Annotated in this window: 18 protein-coding genes; 11 read left to right on the top strand and 7 right to left on the bottom strand. The window is 69.3% G+C overall.

Annotation, left to right across the window (positions count from 1 at the left end):
• Positions 1-42: 42 nt before the first annotated feature.
• The 3 genes from ACUTAG_RS06830 to ACUTAG_RS06820 form a co-directional block, all read right to left on the bottom strand.
• Positions 43-1,017: a Bug family tripartite tricarboxylate transporter substrate binding protein gene (locus ACUTAG_RS06830; protein WP_049055406.1), complete on the bottom strand. Its 975-nt coding sequence runs from the start codon at positions 1,015-1,017 to the stop codon at positions 43-45.
• Between the two features lie 86 nt (positions 1,018-1,103).
• On the bottom strand, positions 1,104-1,577 hold the full coding sequence (locus ACUTAG_RS06825; RefSeq protein WP_024069995.1) for a MaoC family dehydratase: 474 nt from the start codon (positions 1,575-1,577) through the stop codon (positions 1,104-1,106).
• The gene (locus ACUTAG_RS06820) at positions 1,574-2,818 is read right to left on the bottom strand and encodes a CaiB/BaiF CoA transferase family protein (protein ID WP_054486147.1); all 1,245 of its coding nucleotides are present in this window, start codon (positions 2,816-2,818) and stop codon (positions 1,574-1,576) included. Before ACUTAG_RS06820 ends, ACUTAG_RS06825 begins: the two co-directional genes overlap by 4 nt.
• A 71-nt stretch (positions 2,819-2,889) precedes the next feature.
• Here ACUTAG_RS06820 and ACUTAG_RS06815 point away from each other — a divergent pair, with 71 nt between their 5' ends.
• Complete coding sequence (locus tag ACUTAG_RS06815; RefSeq protein ID WP_227739988.1) at positions 2,890-3,786, top strand: LysR family transcriptional regulator; 897 nt, start codon at positions 2,890-2,892, stop codon at positions 3,784-3,786.
• Positions 3,787-3,797: 11 nt separating this feature from the next.
• Here the strand turns inward: ACUTAG_RS06815 and ACUTAG_RS06810 are convergent, their stop codons facing one another.
• Together ACUTAG_RS06810 and ACUTAG_RS06805 are read right to left on the bottom strand one after the other, a co-directional pair.
• Positions 3,798-4,811 carry an acyl-CoA dehydrogenase family protein gene (locus ACUTAG_RS06810; protein ID WP_047991573.1) on the bottom strand — a complete coding sequence of 338 codons (1,014 nt, stop codon included), beginning with the start codon at positions 4,809-4,811 and terminating at the stop codon, positions 3,798-3,800.
• A gap of 9 nt (positions 4,812-4,820) precedes the next feature.
• Positions 4,821-5,972, bottom strand: a complete 1,152-nt coding sequence (locus tag ACUTAG_RS06805) for an acyl-CoA dehydrogenase family protein (protein WP_446650079.1) — start codon at positions 5,970-5,972, stop codon at positions 4,821-4,823.
• Between the two features lie 172 nt (positions 5,973-6,144).
• Here ACUTAG_RS06805 and bktB point away from each other — a divergent pair, with 172 nt between their 5' ends.
• The 7 genes from bktB (at position 6,145) to ACUTAG_RS06770 (ending at position 13,907) form a co-directional block, all read left to right on the top strand.
• Positions 6,145-7,326, top strand: coding sequence for a beta-ketothiolase BktB (gene bktB / locus ACUTAG_RS06800; RefSeq protein ID WP_053499641.1), 1,182 nt, complete (start codon positions 6,145-6,147; stop codon positions 7,324-7,326).
• A gap of 161 nt (positions 7,327-7,487) precedes the next feature.
• Positions 7,488-8,258 carry a spermidine synthase gene (locus ACUTAG_RS06795; RefSeq protein ID WP_054516035.1) on the top strand — a complete coding sequence of 257 codons (771 nt, stop codon included), beginning with the start codon at positions 7,488-7,490 and terminating at the stop codon, positions 8,256-8,258.
• A gap of 111 nt (positions 8,259-8,369) precedes the next feature.
• Entirely contained in the window at positions 8,370-9,119 is a 750-nt protein-coding gene (locus ACUTAG_RS06790; protein WP_148318341.1) for a GntR family transcriptional regulator, read from the top strand.
• Positions 9,070-10,383, top strand: coding sequence for a malonyl-CoA decarboxylase domain-containing protein (locus ACUTAG_RS06785; protein WP_020929046.1), 1,314 nt, complete (start codon positions 9,070-9,072; stop codon positions 10,381-10,383). The genes ACUTAG_RS06790 and ACUTAG_RS06785 overlap by 50 nt, the downstream gene beginning before the upstream one ends.
• A 49-nt stretch (positions 10,384-10,432) precedes the next feature.
• Positions 10,433-11,224, top strand: a complete 792-nt coding sequence (locus tag ACUTAG_RS06780; protein ID WP_148318343.1) for an enoyl-CoA hydratase/isomerase family protein — start codon at positions 10,433-10,435, stop codon at positions 11,222-11,224.
• A gap of 5 nt (positions 11,225-11,229) precedes the next feature.
• Positions 11,230-12,771, top strand: coding sequence for a malonate--CoA ligase (locus tag ACUTAG_RS06775; protein WP_148318345.1), 1,542 nt, complete (start codon positions 11,230-11,232; stop codon positions 12,769-12,771).
• Between the two features lie 161 nt (positions 12,772-12,932).
• The gene (locus tag ACUTAG_RS06770) at positions 12,933-13,907 is read left to right on the top strand and encodes a Bug family tripartite tricarboxylate transporter substrate binding protein (protein WP_006384486.1); all 975 of its coding nucleotides are present in this window, start codon (positions 12,933-12,935) and stop codon (positions 13,905-13,907) included.
• A gap of 27 nt (positions 13,908-13,934) precedes the next feature.
• Here ACUTAG_RS06770 and ACUTAG_RS06765 read toward each other — a convergent pair whose 3' ends face one another.
• Positions 13,935-14,891 carry an aldo/keto reductase gene (locus ACUTAG_RS06765; protein ID WP_026384196.1) on the bottom strand — a complete coding sequence of 319 codons (957 nt, stop codon included), beginning with the start codon at positions 14,889-14,891 and terminating at the stop codon, positions 13,935-13,937.
• 241 nt (positions 14,892-15,132) lie between these two features.
• Between ACUTAG_RS06765 and ACUTAG_RS06760 the strand changes: the two genes are divergently transcribed.
• From ACUTAG_RS06760 to ACUTAG_RS06750, 3 genes are all read left to right on the top strand, one after another.
• Positions 15,133-16,104, top strand: a complete 972-nt coding sequence (locus tag ACUTAG_RS06760; protein WP_006384488.1) for an ABC transporter substrate-binding protein — start codon at positions 15,133-15,135, stop codon at positions 16,102-16,104.
• 391 nt (positions 16,105-16,495) lie between these two features.
• Positions 16,496-17,386: an ABC transporter permease gene (locus tag ACUTAG_RS06755; protein WP_024069984.1), complete on the top strand. Its 891-nt coding sequence runs from the start codon at positions 16,496-16,498 to the stop codon at positions 17,384-17,386.
• A gap of 1 nt (position 17,387) precedes the next feature.
• On the top strand, positions 17,388-18,182 hold the full coding sequence (locus tag ACUTAG_RS06750; RefSeq protein ID WP_446650078.1) for an ABC transporter ATP-binding protein: 795 nt from the start codon (positions 17,388-17,390) through the stop codon (positions 18,180-18,182).
• A gap of 111 nt (positions 18,183-18,293) precedes the next feature.
• Here the strand turns inward: ACUTAG_RS06750 and ACUTAG_RS06745 are convergent, their stop codons facing one another.
• Positions 18,294-19,544, bottom strand: a complete 1,251-nt coding sequence (locus ACUTAG_RS06745; RefSeq protein WP_446650077.1) for an NAD(P)/FAD-dependent oxidoreductase — start codon at positions 19,542-19,544, stop codon at positions 18,294-18,296.
• Positions 19,545-19,580: the final 36 nt, after the last annotated feature.

Here is a 19,580-nt window from a genome sequence, read left to right as displayed (position 1 = left end):
GGGTGTGGGGGCGGCGGGATTGGCCCGCCGCCGCGCCGGCTGTCAGTCGAGCTTGACGCCGGCTTCCTTGATCACGGCGCCCCAGCGCTGGATCTCGCTCTGGATGTACGCGCCGTATTCCTGCGGAGTGGAACCGAGGGCCTGGGCGCCCTGGACCTTGAGCTGCTTTTGCATTTCGTCCGATTGCAGCGCGCGGCGGATCTCGGCGTTCAGCTTCTGCACCACCGGCTGCGGCGTGCCCGCGGGCACCACCACGCCTTGCCAGGCGCCCATCTCGAAGCCCGGCGCCACGGTTTCGGCGACCGTGGGCACGCCGGGCAATTGCGCGCTGCGTTCGCGGCTGGTGACCGCCAGCGCGCGCAGCTTGCCTTCGCGGATGAAGCCCAGCGAATCGTTGAGGGTGTTGGTCATCAGTTGCACCTGGCCGCCGACCAGGTCGGTCATGGCAGGCGCGCTGCCGCGATAGGGCACGTGCACCGCGTCGACCTGCAGCGAGCGCAGCAGCAGCAGGGCGCCCAGGTGCGTGACGTTGCCGGCGCCCGCCGAACCGTACGACAGCTTGCCGGGATGCTGGCGCGCGTATTCGACGAAGCCGCGCGCGTCCTGAACCGGCACCGAGGGATGCACCAGCAGCACCAGCGGGATCACCGCGGTGGAAGACACCGGCGCGAAGTCCTTGACCGGATCGAATGCCAGCGAGCGGTAGAGATTGGGACTGAGCGCGATCGACGAGGTGTTGTAGAGCACCGTGTAGCCGTCAGGCTTGGCCGCGGCCGCGTACTGCATGCCGATGTTGCCGTTGGCGCCGCCCTTGTTTTCCACCACCACGGTCTGGCCCAATTGGTCCGTCAGTTGCTTGGCCAGCACCCGCGCCACCAGGTCGGTGGGACCGCCGGGCGGGAACGGCACCACCATCGTGATGGGGCGTTCGGGCCAGGCGGCCCGGGCAGGGCCGGCGCCGGTGGCGCCGCCCAGCGCCAGCACGGCCAGGCTGGCCGCGAGCAATGCTTTTTTCATGGTTGTCTCCTTGCTTTGGTGGGTGGGGCCGCGGCCCCATGGCGGCGGCGTCCTCTGCGCGGGACGCCTGTCCGCCGCGCGCCGCGTCAGTCCGGCCGGCCGGCCAGCATGCGCGTCGCGGTGTAGGCCATCACGGGCTTGCCGTGCTGGTTGAAAACGTCGATGGTGGACGTGACCACCGCGCGGTTGTGCTGCGAGGTCGGGCGCACCCCGGTGACTTCGATGTCGGCCCAGATGGTGTCGCCGGCCACCACCGGCGCCAGCATCTTCTTGTGCACTTCCAGCAGCGCCAGCCCGGTGCCCTGTACCATGCCCTGCATGATCAGGCCTTCGATCAGGCCATAGGTCAGCGCGCCCGGGGCGGGACGGCCCTGGATCGCGCCATGCGCGTAGGTGGCGTCGATGAAGATCGTCTCCAGCATGCCGGTGGCGCTGATGAAGTTGACGATGTCGGTCTCGGTGACCGTGCGGCGGAAGGTGCGAAAGCGCTGGCCGACGGCGAGGTCCTGCCAGTAATAGCCCTGGCCGAGCTGGGCGGGGGCGGTGCGGTCCTGGTTCATGCGGAGTCCTTGGAAGAGACGGGAAGGGCGCCGGCCTGCCGGGCGGCGTCGGTTTGCAGCAAGGCGTCGATGGCGGCGGGGGCCAGGCCGGCCTGCGCCAGCACCTCGCGGGTGTGTTCCCCCAGGCGCGGCGGCATCGTGGGCGGCACCTGCGAGCGCTGCAGCCGCACCGGGTTGCGCGCAAAGCGATAGTGGTGGCCGGCGGGGCTTTGCAGCGGCTGGAAGAAATCCACGCTGCGCAGGTGCGGATCGGTCTCCAGGTCCTGCAGGCGGTTGACGCGGGCGGCCGGGATTTCCAGCCTTTCGCACAGCGCCAGCCAGTAGGCGGTGTCGCGCGCGGCGACGATGCCCGCCTGCAGTTCGTAGAGCGTTTCGATGTGGCGCGTGCGCGCGGCGATGTCGGCAAAGCGCGGATCGGCCGCCAGGTCGGGACGGCCGGCCGCCTCGAAGAAGCTGCGCCAATGGGCATCGGTGTACGGCATCAGGCAGACATGGCCGTCGGCGGTGCGGCAGGGGCGCCGCCACGGCGTCAGCACCCGGGGGTAGCCGGCTTCGCCGGGCGTGTCCGCAAGGTGCCGGCCGTAGTAGTGCTCGACCAGCACGTACGAGGCCATGCTCTCGTACATCGGCACTTCCAGTTGCTGGCCCTGGCCGGTGCGTTCGCGCTGGAACAGCGCGGCCAGGATGGCGTGCGCGGCCACCAGTCCGCAGGTCTTGTCGGCCGCCACCGTCGGCAGGTAGCGCGGCGTGCCGGTCTGGCGATCGGCCAGGTCGGCAAAGCCCGACAGGCCCTGGATGATGTCGTCGTAGGCCGGCCGGCCGTCGTAGGCGCCGCCCTCGCCAAAGCCATACAGGCCGGCGTACACCAGCCGCGGATTGCGCGCGCACAGCGTGGCGGGGTCCAGGCCCAGCGCCGCCATCTTGGCCGGCCGCATGCTGTGCATGAGCACGTCGGCGCCGTCCACCAGCGCCAGCAGCGCCTGGCGCGCCGCGGGCCGCTTCAGGTCCAGCACCACGCTGCGCTTGTTGCGGTTCAGGCCCAGGAAGATGGCGGCCAGCCCGGGCTCCTGCGCCGGGCCGGTGTTGCGGGTGGAGTCGCCGGCGGGCGCCTCGATCTTGACGACGTCGGCGCCGTAGTCGGCCAGGATCTGCGAGGCGTAGGGGCCGAACACCACGGAAGTCAGGTCCAGCACGCGCACGCCGCCCAGGGCGGCGGTTTGGGGGAGGGAAGCGGAGGTCATGGCGGGAATCCTATCGGCGTGGTCCATACCCGTCTAATATGGCTTCGGTATTGCTTGATATGGAATCCGTTATGGCTATCGATCTACGGCAGTTGCGCCAGTTCGTCACCATCGCCGAGCTGGGCAGCTACCGTCGCGCCGCCGACACGCTGCACATCGCGCAGCCCGCGTTGTCGGTGTCGATCCAGAAACTGGAGCACGCGGTTGGCGTGCCGCTGCTGGCGCGCGGCGCCCGGGGCGTGACGCTGACGCCGGCCGGCGAGGCGCTGATGGCCGATGCGAGGCGCGCGTTGTTCCACACCGAGCAGGCGCGCCAGGCCGCGCGTCGGGTGGCGTTGGGCGAATGGGGCACGCTGCGGCTGGGTTTCGTCGGCTCGGCCACGTACACGCTGCTGCCGCGCTGCCTGCCGGCCTTCCGCGCGCAGTACCCCGATGTGCAGCTGGAACTGCGCGAGGACAGCACCGTCGGGCTGGCGGCGATGCTGCGCGCCAACGATATCGACGCCGGCCTGGTGCGCGGGCCGCTGGCGGAGGATCCGGCCCTGGAGTCCTGGGTGGTCGAGCGCGACGACCTGATCCTGGCGGTGCCCGCCGGGCACCCGCTGGCCGGTGCCGCACCGGCCGAACTGGCCCGCGCCCGCGGCGAGAGTTTCGTGATGTATTCGCCGGCCAAGGTGCCGGGCCTGCACGGCGTGGCGCAGGCCTTGTGCCGCAAGGCGGGTTTTTCGCCGCGCATCAGCCAGGAAGCGATCCAGGTGCAGACGCTGGTCAGCCTGGTGGCCAGCGGCATGGGGCTGGCGCTGGTGCCAGGCGTGACGCGCGCCTATTCGACGCCGCTGGTGGCATTCGTGCCGCTGGCCGATGCCGATGCGCGCGACGCCTTGTCGCTGTCGCTGGTGACGCACCGCGACACATCCTGCGCCTCGGTGCTGCGCCTGCGCGACAGCATGCTGGCGCAGATGGGCTGAGCGGGGCCGCGTCAGGCGGCTTCGCGGTCGAACAGCGCGGTGCGCAGGTAAGAGACCGCATCGCCGCCGTCGGCCAGCGCGTGCGCGCCGATCCGCGCGTGCCAGTGCGATTCCGAACCGGCGGCCAGCCGCCATTCGCGCAGCCGGCGCGTGTACAGCTGCAGATCGTATTCCTCGGTGACGCCGATGGCGCCATGCACCGCATGGGCGATGTCGGCCACGCGCGCGACCGCCAGGCTGGCGCGCGCCTTGCCGAGCGCGGCCAGCAAGGGTTGCGGCAGGCCGTCGCGGCCCTGGAACGCTAGTTGCGCCGCCATGCGCGCGGCCCAGACCTGCTCGGCCATGACGCTGATCTGCTGCTGCACCGCCTGGAAGCGGCCGATGGGCTTGCCGAACTGCTGGCGCTGGTTGGCGTAGTCCAGCGTCATGGCCAGCACCCGGTCCATGGCGCCGGCGATCAGGCCGGCGCAGGCGGCGGCGGCCAATTCGTCCAGGCCCGGCAGGGCGGGGGCCGCGTCGATGCGCTCGCCATCGTCGAGCGACCAGCGCGCCGGCGCGTCCAGGCTGCCGTGCACGCCGCTGGGTTCGATCGTGGCGGCCCGCGCCGGCAGCAGCCAGATCTGTTCACCGATGCGCGCCAGCACGGCATCGGCGCTGCGGATCCAGGGCACATTGGCGCCCGTGGCCTGGCGCCCGGATGCCAGCCAGCCATGCGGCGCCAGCGCGATCGAGCCGGTGGCGGGCGCATGCCCGGCCCGGGCCAGCCACGCGCGCGCCAGCAGCGTGTCGACGAAGGGGTAGGGGCACAGGTGACGGCCGGCGGCGGTGGCCAGCGGCAGCGTGTCGGCCAATGCCAGGCCGGCCCCGCCGCGGGATTCCGGCACCAGCGCATCGGCGAAACCGGCGGCTTCGCAGGCCTGCCAGGCTTGCGCGGGCGCCTGGCCCTGTTCGGCCTGGCGGATCATGGCCGGTGTGCAGGTCTGCGCGAACAGGCGCTCGGCGGCATCGCCAAAAATCGAGTCCATGCTGGGTTCCTATCGAAGGCCGAGGCCGCGCGCGATGATGCCGCGCAAAATTTCACGGGTGCCGCCGCGCAGCGAGAAAGTGGGGGCCACCTGTTCCAGGTAGGCCAGCGTGCGCAGCAGCGGCAGGGGGGGCGGCCGTTCGGGCCGGCGGCCCAGCGCATCGGCGATCAGGCGCGGGATGTCCTGCTCCAGCTCAGTGCCAAGGTCCTTCACCAGGGCGGCCTCGATGGCCGGGCTCTGGCCCGCGGCCAGTTTGCCCGCCACCGCCAATGACAGGGCGCGCAACACGGCCATCTGCGACAGGATGGCGCCCAACAGGGCGTGGTCGGCGGCGTCGAGCCCGGCGTCGTCGCGGCCATGCGCCAGCGAGCATTGCAGCAGCGCGATGCTGGAGTACAGGCGTTCCGGCCCGCTACGCTCGAACGCCAGTTCGGCGTTGACCTGGGCCCAGCCCGCGCCCTCCTGGCCGATGAGCGCGTCCGGCGCCAGTTCGACGTTGTCGAAGAACACTTCGGAAAAATGCGCGTCGCCCGCCAGATCCTTGATCGGCCGGATCGACACGCCCGGCAGCGACAGGTCGACGATGAGTTGCGACAGGCCCTGGTGGCGGTCCTGCGGCGTGCCCGAGGTACGGGCCAGCGCGATCATGTAGTGCGAGCGGTGCGCGTTGGTGGTCCAGACCTTGCTGCCGTTCAGGCGCCAGCCGCCCGCCACGGGTTCGGCGCGGGTGCGGATGCTGGCCAGGTCGGAACCCGAGCCGGGTTCGCTCATGCCGATGCAGAAGAAGGCCTCGGCGCGGCAGATGCGCGGCAGGTAGAAGGCCTTCTGCGCCGGCGTGCCAAGCTTGAGGATCAACGGCGCGCTCTGGCGGTCGGCGATCCAGTGCGCCGACACCGGCGCGCCCGCGCCCAGCAATTCCTCTGACAGCACGAAGCGCGCGAAATGGCCGCGTTCGGCGCCGCCGTATTCGCGCGGCAGCGTCAGCCCGAGCCAGCCGCGTTCGGCCAGCTGGCGGCTGAAGCCCGCGTCGTAGCCCATCCAGGAGCGGGCGCGTTCGTCGGGCTCCAGCCCATCGAGGGCCTCGGCGAGAAAATCGCGCACTTCGGCGCGCAGCGCCTCGTCCTGCGGGGGAATGGCGGTCAGTTCCAGCGTTTCGATCATGGGCGGGTCCGGTCTGGCGGGCGCCGGGGGCGGCGCGCTGCCGGCCACTATCGGCGAGCCGCGCGCGGGCTGTCCAATAGTAAATTCTTGCCTGGCGATAAGGATCGGATATCGGACCGGGACCGCGCGGCGGCGCGAGTATGATGAAGGGATCACCAGGAGGAAACCCATCATGAAGGAAGTCATCGTCGCATCCGCCGTCCGTACCGCCATCGGCGATTTCGGCGGCGCGCTCAAGGACGTGCCGCCCTGCGACCTGGGCACGGCCGTCATCAAGGCCGCGCTGGAACGCGCCGGCGTCAAGGGCGACGAAGTCGGCCACGTCGCCGTCGGCCACGTCATCAACACCGAGCCGCGCGACATGTACCTGTCGCGCGTGGCCGCCATGAACGCCGGCATCGCCAAGGAAACCCCGGCCTTCAACGTCAACCGCCTGTGCGGCTCCGGCCTGCAGGCCATCGTGTCGGCGGCGCAGACCATTCTGCTGGGCGATGCCGACATCGCCATCGGCGCGGGCGCCGAGAGCATGAGCCGCGCGCCCTACATCGCGCCGGCGCAGCGCTGGGGCGCGCGCATGGGCGACAGCATCATGCAGGACATGATGACCGGCGCCCTGTCCGATCCGTTCGGCCGCATGCACATGGGCGTGACCGCCGAGAACGTCGCTGCCCAGTTCGGCATCAGCCGCCAGGACCAGGACGCGCTGGCGGCCGAGTCGCACCGCCGCGCCGCCAACGCCATCGAGGCCGGCCATTTCCGCGACCAGATCGTGCCGATCGTGCAGAAGACACGCAAGGGCGAAGTGGTGTTCGACACCGACGAGCACGTGCGCCGCGACGTCACGGCCGAGAGCCTGGCCGCGCTCAAGCCGGTGTTCCAGAAGGAAAACGGCACCGTCACGGCCGGCAACGCTTCGGGCCTGAACGACGGCGCCGGCGCGCTGGTGCTGATGAACGCGTCGGTGGCGGCCAAGCGCGGCATCAAGCCGCTGGCGCGCCTGGTGGCCTACGCGCACGCCGGGGTCGATCCGACCATCATGGGCATCGGCCCGGTGCCGGCCACGCAGGCCGCGCTCGAGCGCGCCGGCCTGACCGTGGACCAACTGGACGTGATCGAGGCCAACGAGGCCTTCGCCGCCCAGGCCTGCGCCGTGACGCGCGAACTGAAGCTGGACCCGGCCAAGGTCAACCCCAACGGCAGCGGCATCGGCCTGGGCCATCCGATCGGCGCCACCGGCGCCATCATCACCGTCAAGGCGCTGCATGAACTGCAGCGCGTGCAGGGCCGCTACGCGCTGGTGACCATGTGCATCGGCGGCGGCCAGGGCATCGCCGCGATCTTCGAGCGCATCTGAGCGACGCTTCATCGATGCGCCATTGACGGCGCATTCCCGTGCGCAGGGGCGGGCCGCAACGGTCCGCCCGCGCCGGACTCGCCACGCTTGTCGGTCCGCATTCCGGTCGCATGGCGCCCATGGCGCGGACAGCGACGGGCGCCGGGCCTACAATCGCGCCCATGTACAAATCCAAATTCCCCTCCGAACTGGACCAGCCGACCCTGTCCGAAGTGGATGGCGTGCGCTATCTGCACTTCAACACCGAATGGGTCCAGGGCGCGATGCACATCAAGAATCCAGCGGACCTGGTGCTGGAATACACCAGCCAGATGATGGCCTGGCTGCTGTTCCTGGAGCCGCCCAAGGACGAAGCCATCGGCATGTTCGGCCTGGGCGCGGGCTCGCTGGCGCGCTTTTGCGCCAGGCACACGCGCGCGCCGCTGCTGGCGGTGGAATGGAATCCGCGCGTCACCGCCGCCTGCCACATGTTCTTTCGCCTGCCCGGCGAGAACCGCCTGCAGGTCGAGCACGCCGACGCCGCTGAATGGGCCGCCGACCCGCTCAACGCCGGCCGCTGCCCGGTGCTGATGGTCGACCTGTACGATGCGTCGGCCCAGGGGCCGGTGCGCGACAGCGTCAAGTTCTACCGTGATTGCCGCCGCGTGCTGGGTGAAGTCGGGGTGCTGGCGGTGAACCTGTTCGGCCGCCACGAGAGTTTCGGCAAGAACATCGACAACCTGTCCAAGGCTTTCGATGACCGCGTGGTGCTGCTGCCCGAGATCGACGCGGGCAACCAGATCGTGCTGGCGTTTTCCGGCCCGCGCCTGGCGGTCACGCCAGCCGAACTGCTGGCGCGGGCCGAGGCGGTCGAGTCCCGGTATGGCTTGCCGGCGCGCCGCTGGGCGCGTTCACTGACCCGCCACGCGGTCGACGGCATTCTGCATTTTTAGGGGCGGGTTAGGGCAAGTCCTTACAACATCGGACTGGTCCGTTTCCACAGACCGGAGATATGATGGCCTTATTCATAATTATGAATTACGGCGCTGTCAGGCCGTCTGCCCATGACCTCACCCATCGTCCGGCAAGCCCTGTACCTGGAAGTCGCGGATCGCCTGCGCGGCATGATCCATGCGCGCGCGCTGCGCAACGGCGAATGGATCGATGAACTGCGGCTGGCCGGCGAACTGGGTATCTCGCGCACGCCGCTGCGCGAGGCGCTCAAGGTGCTGGCCACCGAGGGCCTGGTGCGGCTGGAGCCGCGCCGCGGTTGCTTCGTCAATGAGCTGTCGGCGCAGGACCTGGAAGACATCTTCCCCCTGATGGCGATGCTGGAAGGCCGTTGCGCCCACGAGGCCGCGTGCAAGGCGTCGGACGCGCAACTGGCCGCGCTGGCGCCGCTGCACGAAGCGCTGGCGGGCCATGCCACCGCCGGCCGCATCGACGCCTACTATCAGACCAATTACCTGATCCACGAAGCGGTGCAGGCGCTGGCCGGCAACCAATGGCTGATCGACATGGTCGGCAACCTGCGCAAGGTGCTGAGCCTGTCGCGCCACCGCAGCCTGGCCTGGCCCGGCCGCATCCAGGAATCCTGCGCCGAGCACCTGGCCATCTTCGAGGCCCTCAAGGCCCGCGACCCCGAACGCGCCGAGGCATTGGCGCGCCATCACCTGATGCGCCAGCTCGAGGTGCTGCGCGCGTTGGCCGCCGAGGACGACGCGCCGCCGCTTTCCGATCTTCCCGTAGCCGAGGAACCCGCCCATGAACGCACCCGCCAATCTCGCGCCCGCGCGCGGCGCACGCACGCCTGACGCCGAACCGGCCGACACGGCCGCCACGGAGGCCGGCGACAGCCTGATCACGCGCCTGGGGCGCCTGTGGGAACGCGGCCGCCTGCCCAGCGAATCCGAGGTGCGGCGGCTGTTCGAGGCGCGCCTGACCGACGTGGCCGCCAACAAGCTGGCGCGGCGCTGGTGCGAACTCTACGGCGCCGCCGACGGCAAGGACCGGCGCCTGATGTTGGCCGCGTTGGCGCAGGTGCGCGGCACTTTCGCCGCCGATGCCGGCGAGGGCGCGCGCCTGTTCAAGCGTTTCAACGCGCTGCCGCTGGGCCTGCGCTTCCTGGTCGAGCTGCGCGCCGACATGCTGCGCTGGCGCAAGCAGGTGGCCGGCATCCAGGCGCTGGACAAGGACCTCGAAGGCCTGCTGTCGGCCTGGTTCGACGTCGGCCTGCTGGAATTGCGGCCGCTGACCTGGGATTCGCCGGCCTCGCTGCTGGAAAAACTGATCATCTACGAGGCCGTGCACGAGATCCAGTCGTGGGACGACCTGCGCCACCGCGTGGCGCCGGACCGTCGCTGCTATGCCTACTTCCATCCGCAATTGCCGGACGTGCCGCTGATCTTCGTCGAGGTGGCCTTTGCCGGCAGCATGGCCGACAACGTGCAGGCGCTGCTGGACAGCGCCGCGCCGCGGCAGGACCTGGACAAGGCGCGCTGGGCGATCTTCTATTCCATTTCCAATACCCAGCCGGGCCTGAAGGGCATCAGCTTCGGCAACTTTCTGCTCAAGCGCGTGGTCGAGCAATTGCTGGAAGAACTGCCCAAGCTCAAGTCGTTCGCCACGCTGTCGCCGATCCCGGGGTTCGCCGATTGGCTCGGCAAGCTGGACGCCGACGCGGTCGAGGCCATCGTGCGCGAGGATAAGTCGCGCGCCAAGGCGCGCCAGCGCGCCGGCGTGCCGGACGGCCAGCGTTGGGTGGCGCGGCTGGCGCGCGCGGCGCTGGCCAGGAAGACGCCCGACGTCGTCAAGCGCGCCGGCTTGCGCCTGGCCGCGCACTATCTGCAGGCCATGAAGAACGGCCTGCCGCTGGACCCCGTGGCGCGCTTCCACCTGGGCAACGGCGCGCGCATCGAGCGCCTGAACTGGGCGGCGGACACCTCGGCCAAGGGGCTCAAGCAGTCCTGCGGCCTGATGGTCAATTACCTGTACGACCTGGATGAACTGGACGGCAACCTGGCGCGACTGCACGAAGGCAAGCCGCAGGTCAGTCGCAGTGTGGGACGCGCGGCCTGACCGGCGGCGCGCCGCGATCCATAAAAAAATACATCATCAGCGAGGGGACATGACGGACAACACGGCAGGCCGCGTGCTGTTGCAGCGCGACGGGCGACTGGCCCGCGTAACGCTATCGCATCCGGGGCGCCTGAATGCGATCACCGTGGGCATGTGGCGCGAATTGCGCGACGTGTTCACGCGCATCGCCGCGGACGACGACCTGCGCTGCGTGATCGTGCGCGGCGAGGGCGGCAATTTCGCGGCCGGCGCGGACATCCGCGAATTCCCGGCCGAACGCGCCGACGCCGCCGGGGTGCAGCGCTACCACCGCGAGGTGCTGGCGCCGGCCTTGCAGGCCGTGGCGCAGTGCCCGCATCCAGTGGTGGCGCAGATCGAAGGCGTATGCGTCGGCGGGGGGCTGGAGATCGCCTGCCAGTGCGATCTGCGCATCGCCGGCGAATCGGCGCGTTTCGGCGTGCCGATCAACCGCCTCGGTTTTCCCATGGCGCCCGATGAGATGCGCGGCTTGCTCGCGCTGGCGGGCCGCGCGGCCACGCTGGCCATCCTGCTCGAAGGCCGCGTGTTCGGCGCCGCCGAGGCGCGCGACCTGGGCCTGTTGACGCGCATCGTGGCCGACGCCGACGTGGCCACGCAGGCCCTGCGCAGCGCCGAGCGCATCGGCCAGGGCGCGCCGCTGGCCGCGCGCATCAACAAGCGCCTGTCCGCCCGACTGGCGCAGGGCGGCGCCTTGACCGAAGCCGAATACCAGGATTATTTCTCCTACGCCGACAGCCGGGACCACAAGGAGGGCGTGCGCGCTTTCCTGGCCGGCGTAGACCCCCACTTTTCCGGAGACTGAAAACGGTGAGCAACGCCAATCTATACGCTGTGCTGGAGGGCGGCTTTCCCGCCGATCGCAAACAGGTCGCGCTCGAGACCCCCGAGCTGGCCTACACCTGGGACGACATCGACCGCGCCACGGCCTGCCTGGCCAACCTGCTGGATTCGCTCGAGCTGCCCCAGGGCGCGCGGGTCGCGGTGCAGGTCGAGAAATCGCCCGAGGCGCTGCTGCTGTACCTGGCCACGCTGCGCGCCGGCCTGGTGTACCTGCCGCTTAACACCGCCTATCGCGAAGCCGAGATCGAATACTTCCTGGGCAACGCCGAGCCGGCCGTGGTGGTCTGCGCCAGCAAGAACCGCGACTGGGTCCAGCGCGCCGCCGACAAGGCCGGCTGCGCCCATGTCTACACGCTCGACGAAGACCGCACCGGCACCTTGCTGGATGCCGCCGGCGGCTTGTCGCAGCGCTTCAAGACTGTCAAGCGCAAGCCGGACGACCTGGCCGCGATTCTCTACACGTCCGGCACCACCGGCCGCAGCAAGGGCGCGATGCTGTCGCACGGCAACCTGGCGTCCAACGCGCAGGTGCTGCACAAGTACTGGGGCTGGCGCTCGGACGACGTGCTGCTGCACATGCTGCCGATCTTCCACGTGCACGGCCTGTTCGTGGCCTCGCACGGCGCGCTGCTGGCCGGCGCGAAGATGATCTGGCTGCCCAAGCTGGACGCCGACCAGGCGCTGCGCTACCTGCCGCAAAGCACCGTGATGATGGGCGTGCCGACCTACTACGTGCGGCTGCTCGCCGACAAGCGCTTTAACCGCGAGGTGTGCGCCAACATGCGCCTGTTCATCTCGGGGTCGGCGCCGCTGCTGTCCGAGACCTTCAACGATTTCCGCGAGCGCAGCGGCCACGCCATCCTGGAACGCTATGGCATGAGCGAGACCGTCATGCTGACCTCCAATCCGTATGACGCGGCCGACGGCGAGCGCCTGGCCGGCACCGTGGGCCGCGCCCTGCCGGGCGTGCAGGTGCGCGTGGTGGACGACGCCGGCATCGCGCTGGCGCTGGGCGAGATCGGCAACGTGCAGGTGCGCGGGCCCAACGTGTTCTCGGGCTACTGGCGCATGCCGGAAAAGACCCGCGAGGAATTCACCCAGGATGGCTGGTTCAAGACCGGCGACGTGGGCCGCTGGGGCGGTGAATCCGCCGGCCGCGACGTGCCGGCCGACTACCTGTCGATTGTCGGCCGCAGCAAGGACCTGATCATCTCAGGCGGCTTCAACGTCTATCCGAAAGAGATCGAGACGCTGATCGACGACATGCCGGGCGTGGCCGAATCGGCCGTGATCGGCGTGCCGCACGCCGACTTCGGCGAAGCCGTGGTGGCGGTGGTGGTGCCCAAGGACGGCGTGTCGCTGGATGCCGCCGCGATGCAGGCCGAGCTGAAGGCGCGCATCGCCAACTTCAAGGTGCCCAAGCGCGTGCACATCGTCGACCAATTGCCTCGCAACACCATGGGCAAGGTGCAGAAGAACGTGCTGCGCGAAACCTATCAGGCGCTGTAGCGCCGCCATGCCGGGCCGGCCCAGCGGGGCCGGCCATTTTTTTCCCAAGGAGCCCGATCCCTTCCAGAACGATTCCCGAACCAGGCAGCATCCCAACCCAAGAACACAAGAGACGAGACGCGGGAAACGCGCCGTCCCACGCTGCAGCAAGAGGAGACAATATGAAATACCGCACTTTCGCCGCGACCCTGCTGGCCACGCTGGCCGCCGGTTTCGCCGGCAGCGCCGGCGCCGCGTCCTGGCCGGAACGGCCCATCACGCTCATCGTGCCTTTCCCGGCCGGGGGCGGCACCGACACCTTCGCCCGTCCGCTGGCCCAGCAATTGACCACCCAGCTGGGGCAGTCGGTGGTGATCGACAACAAGGGGGGCGCGGGCGGCACCGTGGGCGCCGGCGTGGCCGCCAAGGCCCGGCCCGACGGCTACACCTTCTTCATGGGCGGGGCGCACCATGCGCTGGCGCCGTCGCTGTACAAGAGCCTGAACTACAACATCCAGAAGGACTTCGTGCCGGTGGCGCTGGTGGCGCAACCGCCGCAGGTGATCGTCATCAATCCCGCCAAGCTGCCGGTCAAGACGGTGCAGGAATTCGTCGACTACGCCAAGAAGCATCCCGGCGAAATCAACTTCGGCACGGCCGGCAAGGGCAGCACCCATCACCTGGCCGGCGAGCTGTTCGCGATGCAGACCGGCATCAAGCTGGTCGATGTGCCCTACCAGGGGGCGGGGCCGATGCTGTCGGCGCTGATCGGCGGGCAGGTGGACCTGGCATTCGACGGCCTGGGATCGTCCGCCGGCCACATCCGGTCGGGCACCATCAAGCCACTGGCGGTGGCCGCCGACAAGCGTTCGCCGTCGCTGCCCGACGTGCCGACCGCGGCCGAGGCCGGCGTGCCGAACTACGTGGTGTCGACCTGGTACGCGATCTGGGCGCCGGCGGGCACGCCGCAGGAGGCCGTCGACCGCATGACGGCGGAAATCACCAAGGCCTTGAACACGCCCAAGATCAAGGAAACCTGGGAAGGCAACGGCTCGGCCGTGCCGACCCTGACCGGCCCGGCCTTCGGCAAGTTCGTCGACAGCGAAGTGTCGCGCTGGGCCAAGGTGGTGTCGGATTCGGGCGTCAAGCTGGATTGACGCCCGCGGGGCTGCCGCGCGGCCCCTTCAGCGCCAGTCACTGGCCAGGCTGAGCCTGGCCAGCTGGTCGCGCGTCAGCGCCAGGCTGGCGGCCTTGACCAGTTCGTCCAGCTGCGCCAGCGAGGTGGCGCTGACGATCGGCGAGGTGATGCCCGGCTGCGCGATCTGCCAGGCCAGCGCGGCCTGCGCCGGCGTACAGCCGGCATCCTCGGCCACTTCGTCCAGCGCCTTCAGGATGCGATAGCCGCGCTCGTTCAGGTAGGTGTCGACGATCTTCTTGCCGCGCGCGCTCTTGCCGACGTCGGCCGGGCTGCGGTACTTGCCGCTGAGAAAGCCGCTGGCCAGCGCGTAATAGTTGATGGTGCCCAGGTCCTGTGCCTTGACCAGCGCCTGCAGGTGTCCCTCGAACGGCTCGCGGCTGTAGAGGTTGTATTCGGGCTGGATGCTCTCGTAGCGCGGCAGGTTGTGGCGTTCGCTGGCGATCAGCGCTTCGGACAGGCGCACCGCCGTGTAGTTGGAGGCGCCGATGGCGCGCACCTTGCCCGCTTCCATCAGTTTGGCGTATTCGCCCAGCGTGTCGGTCAGCGGCGTGTCGGGATCGTCCTTGTGCGACTGGTACAGGTCGACGTGGTCGGTCTGCAGCCGCGCCAGCGAGGCGTCCAGCGAGCGCCGGATGTAGGCCGGCGCCAGGCCCTTGGCGTCCGGGCCCATCTCCATGCCGACCTTGGTGGCGATCAGCACGCGGTCGCGCTTGCCCGAGCGCTTGAGCCACTTGCCGATCAGGGCTTCGGATTCGCCGCCCTGGTTGCCGGGCACCCAGCGGGAGTAGACGTCGGCGGTGTCGATGAAGTTCAGGCCGGCGTCGACCAGCGCGTCCAGCAGGGAGAACGTGCCGGCTTCGTCGACGGTCCAGCCGAAGACGTTGCCGCCGAAGGTGAGGGGAGGAATCTGCAGGCCGGAACGGCCCAATGCGCGTTTGATCATGATGTGGCCCTTTGAATGTCGCGGATGTCGTGTCGCGCGGGCGCGGCGTTTTCAGTATATTGGGCCGCCCGCCCCGGCATGGGGCGCGCGTGCCGCGCATGCACCATTTCAGGGATTCCCCCCAAGTGAATTTGTGTTGCGACACGTTAGACTATACGGCTTTACGGCTGTCCGGACCGTGGGGAAGCCCGCGGAGCAGCCGTAATAATGAACAAATACCAAGGGTTCAAGGAGCTTACCTATGCTGATCGGAAAAAAACATTTTCTGACGGTTGGCGCAATGGCGCTGGCGATGGCGATCGCCGCGCCGGTGGCGGCGCAGCAGAAGTCGGTGGCAATCACGGCCATCGTCGAGCACCCGGCGCTGGACGCCGTGCGTGACGGGGTGCAGGACGCCCTCAAGCAGGCCGGCTACGAGTCCGGCAAGAACCTGAAGTGGCAGTACCAGAGCGCGCAGGGCAATACCGGCACCGCCGCCCAGATCGCGCGCAAGTTCGTCGGCGACAAGCCCGACGCCATCGTCGCCATCGCCACCCCGTCGGCCCAGGCCGTCGTGGCCGCCACCAAGGACGTGCCGGTGGTGTATTCCGCCGTGACCGACCCGGTCGCCGCGCAGTTGGTATCGAGCATGGATGCCTCCGGCACCAACGTCACCGGCGTGTCGGACCTGCTGGCGCTGGACAAGCAGGTCGAGCTGATCAAGAAGATCGTCCCCAACGCCAAGCGCGTCGGCATGGTCTACAACCCGGGCGAGGCCAACTCGGTCGTAGTGGTCAAGAAGCTGCAGGAACTGCTGCCCAAGTCGGGCATGAGCCTGGTCGAGGCCGCCGCCCCGCGTTCGGTCGACGTGGCATCCGCCGCCCGCAGCCTGATCGGCAAGGTCGACGTCATCTACACCAACACCGACAACAACGTGGTCTCGGCCTACGAGTCGCTGGTGAAGGTCGGCAACGACGCCAAGATCCCGCTGATCGCCTCGGACACCGACAGCGTCAAGCGCGGCGGCATCGCCGCCCTGGGCATCAACTACCGCGACCTGGGCGTGCAGACCGGCAAGGTGGTGGTGCGCATCCTCAAGGGCGAGAAGCCCGGCGCGATCCCGTCCGAAACCGTCTCCAAGCTGGAGCTCTACGTGAACCCGGGCGCCGCCGCCAAGCAAGGCGTGACGCTGTCCGACGCGATCATCAAGTCGGCCGCGGTGGTGGTAAAGTAAAGCGCAAGTCGTTCGGCCCCGCCCGTGCCTGCCCGGCATGAGCGGGGTTTTGTTTTATCTTGTTTTCTTGTGTTTGCCCCGCGCCGGTACGCGGGGTCCACAGGGCGGCAGCATCCACAAGGTGCGCGCGGCCCGGCGCGATGGCGTTGGCCTTGAACGGCACGGCGGTCATGGACCGCATGCCGCGTTTTGCTCCCCTGGAGCGCCCCTCAAGCAGCCCGCTTGCGGCCCTGGCCGCCAAGCCTGGCGACGCCTTGGCAGGAATCGAGAGAAAATCGCACGGCAGGAAACGTTTATTGCGAAAGCTCGGGTAAAACTGACCCCGAAACGCAAGAAGTTGGACGTTCCTAATCTCTAATATGCTCGTTCCTTACCTGATTGGATTTGACCCATGTCATTGTTCTCGTTGTTAGGCGCACTGGAGATCGGCCTGATCTTCAGCCTGGTGGCCTTGGGCGTGTATATCTCCTTTCGCCTGCTGCGCTTTCCGGACCTGACCGTTGACGGCAGTTTCCCGCTGGGCGGGGCCGTCTGTGCCACGCTGATCGCCTCGGGCACCGACCCGTTCGTGGCCACCATCGCCGCCACCTTTGCCGGCGCGGCCGCGGGCCTGGTCACCGGCTGGCTCAACGTCAAGCTCAAGATCATGGACCTGCTGGCCAGCATCCTGATGATGATCGCGCTGTATTCGGTCAACCTGCGCATCATGGGCAAGCCCAACGTGCCGCTGATCACAGAACCCACCGTCTTCACCATCCTGCAGCCCGAATGGCTATCGGACTACGTGGCGCGGCCGCTGATCCTGGTGGTCATCGTGATCCTGGCCAAGCTGGCGCTGGACTGGTTCTTCGCCACCCAGACCGGCCTGGCGGTGCGCGCCACCGGCTCGAACGGCCGCATGGCCCGCGCGCAGGGCGTCAACACCGGCCGCATGATCCTGGGCGGCATGGCGCTGTCGAACGCGCTGGTCGCCATGGCCGGCGCGCTGTTCGCGCAGACCCAGGGCGGTTCCGACATCTCCATGGGCATCGGCACCATCGTCATCGGCCTGGCCGCGGTGATCGTCGGCGAAAGCATCCTGCCGTCGCGCAAATTGGTGCTGGCCACGCTGGCCGTCATCATCGGCGCCATCGTCTATCGCTTCTTCATCGCGCTGGCGCTGAACAGCGACTTCATCGGCCTGAAGGCGCAGGACCTGAACCTCGTCACCGCGGTGCTGGTCACGATCGCCCTGGTCATTCCCATGCTCAAGCGCCGGCTGTTCGGCAAGAAGGGGCGCTGATATGTTGTCCGCAAAAGACCTCAAGATCACTTTCAACGCCGGCACGCCGATCGAAATGCGCGCGTTGCGCGGGCTGTCGCTGGACATTCCCTCGGGCCAGTTCGTCACGGTCATCGGCTCCAACGGCGCCGGCAAGTCGACCTTCCTGAACGCCGTCTCGGGCGACCTGCCGGTCGATTCCGGCCGCATCGAGATCGACGGCGCCGACGTCACGCGCCAGCCGGTCTGGGCACGCGCCTCGCGCGTGGCGCGCGTGTTCCAGGATCCCATGGCAGGCACCTGCGAAGACCTGACCATCGAAGAGAACATGGCGCTGGCGCAGTTGCGCGGCGCGCGCCGCGGCTATGGCCGCGCGGTCAAGGCTTCGATGAAGGAAGGTTTCCGCGAACGCCTGGCCACGCTCGGGCTGGGCCTGGAAAACCGCCTGACCGACCGCATCGGCCTGCTCTCGGGCGGCCAGCGCCAGGCCGTGAGCCTGCTGATGGCGGCGCTGCAGCCGTCGCGCATCCTGCTGCTGGACGAGCACACCGCCGCGCTCGACCCGCGCACCGCCGATTTCGTGCTGCAACTGACGGCGCGCATCGTGGCCGAAAGCAAGCTGACGACCATGATGGTCACGCACAGCATGCGCCAGGCGCTGGACGTGGGCGACCGCACGGTGATGCTGCATCAGGGCCAGGTGGTGCTGGACGTGTCCGGCGATGAACGCCGCGGTATGGACGTGCCCGACCTGCTGGCCATGTTCGAGCGCGTGCGCGGCGAGAAGCTGTCGGACGACGCGTTGCTGCTGGGCTGATTCCGCGCTTGCGCCTTGAGCGGCGCAAGCAAAACGCCCGGCGCGGCCTCTCCGGAGGCGGCGCCGGGCGTTTTGCTTTCTGCCGTGGCGCGGGGCGGGCGAGCGGCGCCGCTAGATGAAGCGGCCCGGCCGGAACGCGGCGTGACGGGCGGGATCGCCGGCGCCGCACATCAGCTCGCCCAGTATCCGCGCGGTCCCGGGCGCGGTGCTGAAACCGATGTGCTGGTGCCCCAGCGCCAGCCACAGGCCCGGATGGCGCGGCGCCTGGCCGATCATGGGACGGCTGTCCGGCAGCGTGGGGCGGCGGCCCAGCCAGGGCTGGAGATCGAGCCGCGGTCCCAGGCCGACGGCTTCGCGAGCCCGGGCTTCGGCCAGGTCCAGTTGCAGCGGCCGGGGCGGCGCGTCGCGCTCGTCCAGCTCGACCCCCGTGGTCAGCCGCAGGCCGCGCGCCATGGGCGACAGCACGTAGCCGCCGCCGGTGTCGTAGATGGGACGGTTCAGCGCGGGGCCATCGACGGCGCCGTAGTGCATGTGGTAGCCGCGCTCGAAGGCCAGCGGCAGGTCGATGCCGGTGGTCTTGAGCAGTTCCTTGGACCAGGGGCCCAGCGCCACCACCAGGTCGGGCGCCGTCAGCGTGTCCGAGCCGGTATCGCCCTGCACGATCCAGCCCCGGCCGCCGTCGCGGCGGATGGCGGTCGCGCGCAGGCGCCGCAATGTGCCGCCCGAACATTGGAACAGCTCGGCGTAGGCCGCGGTCACGGCCGCCGGGTCGTCCACCGAATACGAACCCTGGATCCACAGCGCGCGCGGAAATATCGGCGCCAGCGCCGGTTCCAGTTGAGCCAGCTCGGCGGGGGCCAGCGCCTGGGTCGGCACGTCGTGGCGGGCGTAGGCATCTCGCGCCAGGACGCCGGCCTGCCAGGCCTGCTCACTACGGAACAGGAAGATCCAGCCGCTGTCGCGCAGACGCCGGCGGACGCCGGCCTCGTCCAGCAGCCGCAGGTGCTCGGTCGCGGACAGGCGGATCAGGCTGTCGAGCGCCGCCGTCGTCTCGTGGAACACCGACGGCCGGGCGCGCGCCAGGAAGCCCGTCGCCCAACCGAGGTTGCGGGCCAGGTACGAGGCGCGATAGCGGAACTGGACGGTGTCGTTGCGCAGCAGCCGTGGCAACTGGCGCCACAGGCCGGGGTGGTTGAACGGCATGAGCGAGCTGCGGGCCAGGACACCGGCGTTGCCGGCCGAGGTTTCCAGCCCGGGGGCCTGGCGGTCGACCAGGGTGACGTCCAGGCCGCGCCGCTGCAGCTCCAGCGCGCAGCAGACGCCGACGATGCCGGCGCCCAACACAATGACTTGCTTGCCCATCGGGATTGTCGGTGCGAGTCCAGGGATAGCGGGCGA

The organism is Achromobacter sp. CSND-B12, from assembly GCF_052906545.1.
This window is presented reverse-complemented; position numbering and strand designations above follow the sequence as displayed.

Excerpts from the sequence above, each read along its gene's own strand:
- ACUTAG_RS06830 (WP_049055406.1), bottom strand. The coding sequence starts at position 1,017 with ATGAAAAAAGCATTGCTCGCGGCCAGCCTGGCCGTGCTGGCGCTGGGC.
- ACUTAG_RS06825 (WP_024069995.1), bottom strand. The coding sequence starts at position 1,577 with ATGAACCAGGACCGCACCGCCCCCGCCCAGCTCGGCCAGGGCTATTAC.
- ACUTAG_RS06820 (WP_054486147.1), bottom strand. The coding sequence starts at position 2,818 with ATGACCTCCGCTTCCCTCCCCCAAACCGCCGCCCTGGGCGGCGTGCGC.
- ACUTAG_RS06815 (WP_227739988.1), top strand. The coding sequence starts at position 2,890 with ATGGCTATCGATCTACGGCAGTTGCGCCAGTTCGTCACCATCGCCGAG.
- ACUTAG_RS06810 (WP_047991573.1), bottom strand. The coding sequence starts at position 4,811 with ATGGACTCGATTTTTGGCGATGCCGCCGAGCGCCTGTTCGCGCAGACC.
- ACUTAG_RS06805 (WP_446650079.1), bottom strand. The coding sequence starts at position 5,972 with ATGATCGAAACGCTGGAACTGACCGCCATTCCCCCGCAGGACGAGGCG.
- bktB (WP_053499641.1), top strand. The coding sequence starts at position 6,145 with ATGAAGGAAGTCATCGTCGCATCCGCCGTCCGTACCGCCATCGGCGAT.
- ACUTAG_RS06795 (WP_054516035.1), top strand. The coding sequence starts at position 7,488 with ATGTACAAATCCAAATTCCCCTCCGAACTGGACCAGCCGACCCTGTCC.
- ACUTAG_RS06790 (WP_148318341.1), top strand. The coding sequence starts at position 8,370 with ATGACCTCACCCATCGTCCGGCAAGCCCTGTACCTGGAAGTCGCGGAT.
- ACUTAG_RS06785 (WP_020929046.1), top strand. The coding sequence starts at position 9,070 with ATGAACGCACCCGCCAATCTCGCGCCCGCGCGCGGCGCACGCACGCCT.
- ACUTAG_RS06780 (WP_148318343.1), top strand. The coding sequence starts at position 10,433 with ATGACGGACAACACGGCAGGCCGCGTGCTGTTGCAGCGCGACGGGCGA.
- ACUTAG_RS06770 (WP_006384486.1), top strand. The coding sequence starts at position 12,933 with ATGAAATACCGCACTTTCGCCGCGACCCTGCTGGCCACGCTGGCCGCC.
- ACUTAG_RS06765 (WP_026384196.1), bottom strand. The coding sequence starts at position 14,891 with ATGATCAAACGCGCATTGGGCCGTTCCGGCCTGCAGATTCCTCCCCTC.
- ACUTAG_RS06760 (WP_006384488.1), top strand. The coding sequence starts at position 15,133 with ATGCTGATCGGAAAAAAACATTTTCTGACGGTTGGCGCAATGGCGCTG.
- ACUTAG_RS06755 (WP_024069984.1), top strand. The coding sequence starts at position 16,496 with ATGTCATTGTTCTCGTTGTTAGGCGCACTGGAGATCGGCCTGATCTTC.
- ACUTAG_RS06750 (WP_446650078.1), top strand. The coding sequence starts at position 17,388 with ATGTTGTCCGCAAAAGACCTCAAGATCACTTTCAACGCCGGCACGCCG.
- ACUTAG_RS06745 (WP_446650077.1), bottom strand. The coding sequence starts at position 19,544 with ATGGGCAAGCAAGTCATTGTGTTGGGCGCCGGCATCGTCGGCGTCTGC.